The sequence below is a fragment of the Streptomyces sp. NPDC055078 genome, assembly GCF_053607985.1.
Map to the genome: position 1 here is coordinate 1 of NZ_JBSGUP010000601.1, position 5,108 is coordinate 5,108.

Genomic DNA, 5,108 nt, shown 5'->3' on the forward strand with positions numbered 1-5,108 from the left:
GCTCTTGCGTCCGCCGCTCCGGCCCCTGTCGCCCCGGCGTCTTCCGGGACCGCGCGGAGCGGGCCCGTGCCCGTCATATCGCCGCTCGTACGGCGGCTGGCGCGGGAGAACGGGCTGGATCTGCGGGAGCTGGCGGGATCGGGCCCGGAAGGGCTGATTCTGCGCGCCGACGTCGAGTACGCGATGCGGACCGCCGCGCCGACGGCGCCCGAGCCGGCCGTCGCGCCCGCCACCGCCCCTGGCGCACCAGGTGCGCGGGGCGAGCGGATATCGCTGCGCGGGGTGCGCGGCGCCGTCGCCGACAAGCTGTCGCGCAGCCGGAGCGAGATTCCGGACGCCACCTGCTGGGTCGACGCGGACGCGACCGAACTGATGGCGGCGAGGGCCTCGATGAACGCGGCGGGCGGCCCGAAGATCTCGCTCATCGCGCTCTTCGCCCGGATCTGCACGGCGGCGCTGGACCGCTACCCCGAGCTGAACTCCACCGTGGACCTGGCGGCCCGGGAGATCGTCCGCCTGCCCGATGTGCATCTGGGGTTCGCCGCGCAGACCGACCGCGGTCTGGTCGTCCCCGTCGTCCGGGACGCGCAGAACCGCTCCGCCGAGTCACTGTCGGCTGAGTTCGGGCGGCTGACCGAGTCCGCGCGTCAGGGCAAGCTCACCCCGGGCGAGCTGACGGGCGGCACCTTCACCCTGAACAACTACGGGGTGTTCGGTGTCGACGGCTCCACGCCGATCATCAACCATCCGGAGGCGGCGATGCTCGGCATCGGCCGCATCGTGCCCAGGGCCTGGGTCCACCAGGACGAGCTGGCCGTACGCCAGGTCGTCCAGCTCTCGCTCACCTTCGACCACCGGGTGTGCGACGGCGGTACGGCGGGCGGATTCCTGCGCTACGTCGCCGACTGCGTGGAGCGCCCGGCGGTGCTGCTGCGCAGCCTCTGAGACGGGTGCGCCGGGGCTCGCGGTGAGTCCTGCCGAACGGAAGAGGTCCGGGCGCGCGGTGGGTCCCGGCACGCGGCTCGCCCCGGGGCACCGGGCTCCCGGCTCCGGGCTCCGGGCTCCTGGCACCGGGTGGTGGCTCGGCCTTCCGGGGCAGAGCGGCACGGCCGGGCCGTATCGGCGGGCACCCAGGGCCGTACCGGGGGAGAGCCCCGGACCGTACCGGAGGGGAACCCGGGATCGTACCGGCGGGACAGCCAGGGCCGGGCGGCCCATGAGGCCGGTGGTCCGGGCGGGCGGACCATACTGCAGAGATGAGCGCGAATCCGGGCACCGAGACGTCAGAGCCGGCCCCCTACGATGCCGTCGTGCTGGCCGGAGGGGCGGCGAAGCGGCTGGGCGGGGCCGACAAACCGGGGCTGAGCGTGGGCGGGCGGACGCTGCTCGACCGGGTGCTGGGAGCCTGCCGTCAGGCGCGGCGCACCGTGGTCGTCGGAGGGCGCCGGCCCACCGCACGGCCCGTTGACTGGGCCCGTGAGGACCCGCCGGGCGGCGGCCCGCTCGCCGCGCTGGACGCCGGGGTGCGCAGGCTCGGCGCCGAGTCGGAGACCGTGCTCGTCCTCTCCTCCGATCTGCCGTTCCTGGGGGAGCCGACCGTGCGCCGGCTGGTCGGTGCCCTGCTGGCGAGCGGGCGTGAGGCGGCGCTGCTGACCGATGCCGACGGCCGTGATCAGCCCCTCGTCGGCGTGTATCGCATCGAGCCGCTGCGCCGTGAACTCGCGCTGATCGCCACCGAGTACGGCGGTCCTGCCGGACTTCCGCTGCGGCTGCTGACCCAGGAACTGGATGTCACCAGGGTCGGCGCGCTGGAGTCGGCCGCCTTCGACTGCGACACCTGGCAGGACATCTCCGCCGCCAGGGCCCGGATCAGGGAGCATGGGAACGTGCTGGACGAATGGATCACCGCGGTCAAGGATGAACTCGGCATCGAACTCGACGTCGACACCGGCGCCCTGCTCGACCTCGCACGGGATGCCGCCCACGGCGTGGCCCGGCCCGCCGCCCCGCTCACCACCTTTCTGGTGGGGTACGCGGCGGCCTCGGCGGGCACCGGCGGCCCCGAAGCGATCGCCGAGGCCACCCGGAAGGCCACCGCGCTCGCGGCGCGCTGGGCAGCCGAAGCCGAGGCCGGGACGGAAGAGGCCGGGACGGAAGGGGCCAGGACGGAAGGGGCCGGGCGGGCCGACTCGCCGGACCCCGGTTCCGCCGCGCCAGGCCGGGACGGCGCGGGATGAACGGGCGGGACAGCGGGGCCGACACCCCCGACGAGCCCCGGGCGCGTGAGCACCGGGCGGCCGAGCCCGAGTCCGGGACCGAGCCCCGGACCGAGCCCGAGACCGGGACGAGGAGCAGGACCGAAGCCGAGTCGGACGGAGTCGAGGAGGCCCTTGCCCTGGTGGGCGGTGTGTCGCGGCCCGCTCCGGCCGGAGCGCCCGAGCGGGGCGAGGCACCCGCCACCGAGCGGCGCGGCGCGACCGCCTGGCCGCGGGCCAGGGAAGTGGCCGCGCGGGCCGGACGTACCGCACCGCCCCGTACCCGGCGAGTGCCGCTGGAGCGCGCCGTCGGGCAGGTGCTCGCCGCGCCATTGGCCGCGCAGTGCGATCTGCCGTCGTTCGACACTTCCGCCATGGACGGCTGGGCCGTCGCAGGGCCCGGCCCCTGGGCCGTCCACGGCCGTGACTCGATCCACGCCGGGAGTGGTCCCGTACCGCCGCTGGAGGACGGTACGGCGGTACGGATCGCCACGGGCGCCCGTACCCCGGCCGGGGCCACGGCGGTGATCCGCAGCGAACTGGCCCGTACCGACGCGGACCAGCGGCTGCTGTACGCGACCGGGGCGGTGTACCCGGGGCAGGACATCAGGCCCCGGGGGCAGGAGTGCCGCTCGGGCGATCAACTGTTGCCCGTCGACTCCCTGGTGACCCCGGCGGTGCTGGGCCTTGCCGCCGCCGCAGGCTATGAGGAGCTGACCGTGGTGGCCCGGCCGCGCGTCGAGATTCTGGTGCTCGGCGATGAGCTGCTCACCGAGGGCCTTCCGCACGACGGCCTCATCCGTGACGCGCTCGGCCCGATGGTCGGTCCCTGGCTGCGTGTCCTCGGAGCGGAGGTGGTGGCCACCCGCCGCCTCGGCGACGACGCCCATGCGCTCTACGAGACCGTCACCACCTCCGACGCCGATCTCATCGTCACCACCGGGGGCACGGCCGCGGGACCGGTCGACCATGTCCACCCCGTCCTGCGCAAGGCGGGCGCCGAACCGCTGGTCGACGGAGTCGCCGTACGGCCGGGGCACCCCATGCTGCTGGCCGCGCTCCCCCCGGAAGGGAACCGGTCGGCCAGATATCTGGTGGGGCTGCCGGGAAACCCCCTCGCGGCTGTTTCGGCGCTGCTCACGCTCGCCGAACCACTGCTGCGGGGGCTCGCGGGGCTGCCGGCCCCGGTCCCGTACCTGGCACCCCTGCGCGAGGCGGTGCAAGGGCATCCGGCTGACACCCGGCTGGTGCCGTTCGTCCACCGCGATGAGCAGTTGGTGCCGCTGCGCTACAGCGGTCCGGCCATGCTGCGGGGGATCGCCGCCGCCGATGGGCTCGCCGTCGTCCCCCCGGGCGGTGGGCAGGCGGGCGCGGAGCTGGAGGTGCTGGATCTGCCGTGGACACCGGGGGGAGTGTTCGCCCCCGGAGACATCTGACCCGGTGCTGCTCGCGACCGGTGGTTCGCTGCCGTGTCGCACGGTCGGGCGTCCCGCCCGTCGGGTGTTTCACGTGAAACAAGAAAATGCAATGAAGTGCGGGCATCGGGTCCCATGGGACCGATCGGGGACCGGTCGGCCCGCGGCCCGGTCGGACGGGACCGTTCAGCCGGGGGGGCTCGGTCGGCCGGGACCGGTCGGCCCGCAGGCCGGTCGGACGGGACCGTTCAGCCGGGGGGCTCGGTCGGCCGGGCCGATCAGTAGGTGGGCTCCTCCCGGCTGATGGTGATCAAACGGTCGCCGAACTGAAGGCTCGCGCACTCGGGGTCGGCGTAGTCGAGCATCCGCTTTCGGCGCACCACCGCCACCACCAGGTCGGCGCACTCACGGGGCGACCGCCCGATCTCGTTCTTGGTCACCGAACGCTCCGCGAGGTTCAGCCCGCTGCCCCGGGTCATCAGGTCCTCCAGGGTGTCGGCGACATGGGGGCTGGCCATCGATACCCCGAGCAGTCGCCCGGCGGAACTGGAGCTGGTGACCACCGTGTCGGCGCCGCTCTGCTTCAGCAGCGGTACGTTCTCGTCCTCGCGCACGGCGACGACGATCGCCGCACGCTTGTTGAGCTGGCGCGCGGTGAGGGTGACCAGGGTGGCCGTGTCGTCCCGCTGGGGAGCGATGATCACCCGTGCGGCGGTCTGCAGCTCGGCCTTGAGGAGCGTCTTGCTCCGGGTGGCGTCACCGAGCACGGACACCAGACCGTCCGCGCTGGCGGCGTCCACGGCCGCGCGCTGCGGATCGACGACAACGATCTTGTCCTTGGTGATGCCCTGTCCCCGCAGGGTCTCGATGGCATGCCGGCCCTTGGTGCCGTAGCCGACCACGATCACATGGTCACGCATCCGGGAACGCCAGCGGTGGACGCGTACCTGCTGGCGGGTGCGCTCGGTGAGGACTTCAAGGGTGGTGCCGACCAGGATGATCAGGAACACCACGCGCAGGGGGGTGACGATCAGGATGTTCGTCAGCCTGGCGCCGTCGCTGACGGGTGCGATGTCGCCGTAGCCCGTGGTGGAGAGGGTGACGGTGGTGTAGTACGCCGCGTCCAGGAAGTCGACCTTGCCGTCCGCGTTGTCGCTGTAGCCGGTCCGGTCGAGCCAGACGAGCAGGGTGGTGACCGCCAGGACCAGCAGGGCCATGGACAGCCGCCGCAGCACCTGCTGGAGGGGCGGCACGGTGGCCTGCGCGGGCATGGTGATGGAACGCCCGGCCTCGTCGTCGTCTCTGGCCTCACTGCGTGAGCGGTACCAGAGAGAGCGCAGGATCGAGAACTTCCCTGCCTTGGGCGGCGGCTGTCTCTCGTCCTTCATCCCATGTCCCCTCTGATGACGGTCCGGCCGGGCGGGACGCCGTCCGGCAC

4 protein-coding genes are annotated in these 5,108 nt (G+C 73.6%); 3 read left to right on the plus strand and 1 reads right to left on the minus strand.

Features of this window, described 5'->3' with window-relative positions:
- The 3 genes from ACWF94_RS32990 to ACWF94_RS33000 all read left to right on the plus strand — a co-directional run.
- The coding region (locus tag ACWF94_RS32990; protein ID WP_453496998.1) for a dihydrolipoamide acetyltransferase family protein at window positions 1–945 on the plus strand (945 nt) is incomplete at its 5' end.
- A 311-nt stretch (window positions 946–1,256) separates the two neighbouring features.
- The gene (locus ACWF94_RS32995; RefSeq protein WP_453497001.1) at window positions 1,257–2,237 is read left to right on the plus strand and encodes an NTP transferase domain-containing protein; all 981 of its coding nucleotides are present in this window, start codon (window positions 1,257–1,259) and stop codon (window positions 2,235–2,237) included.
- Complete coding sequence (locus ACWF94_RS33000; protein WP_453497004.1) at window positions 2,234–3,691, plus strand: molybdopterin molybdotransferase MoeA; 1,458 nt, start codon at window positions 2,234–2,236, stop codon at window positions 3,689–3,691. The genes ACWF94_RS32995 and ACWF94_RS33000 overlap by 4 nt, the downstream gene beginning before the upstream one ends.
- A gap of 257 nt (window positions 3,692–3,948) precedes the next feature.
- Here the strand turns inward: ACWF94_RS33000 and ACWF94_RS33005 are convergent, their stop codons facing one another.
- Window positions 3,949–5,058 carry a potassium channel family protein gene (locus ACWF94_RS33005; protein ID WP_453497007.1) on the minus strand — a complete coding sequence of 370 codons (1,110 nt, stop codon included), beginning with the start codon at window positions 5,056–5,058 and terminating at the stop codon, window positions 3,949–3,951.
- Window positions 5,059–5,108: the final 50 nt, after the last annotated feature.

Bases quoted from the DNA above. Each gene is read 5' to 3' on its own strand.
- ACWF94_RS32995 (WP_453497001.1), top strand. From the start codon at position 1,257: ATGAGCGCGAATCCGGGCACCGAGACGTCAGAGCCGGCCCCCTACGAT.
- ACWF94_RS33000 (WP_453497004.1), top strand. From the start codon at position 2,234: ATGAACGGGCGGGACAGCGGGGCCGACACCCCCGACGAGCCCCGGGCG.
- ACWF94_RS33005 (WP_453497007.1), bottom strand. From the start codon at position 5,058: ATGAAGGACGAGAGACAGCCGCCGCCCAAGGCAGGGAAGTTCTCGATC.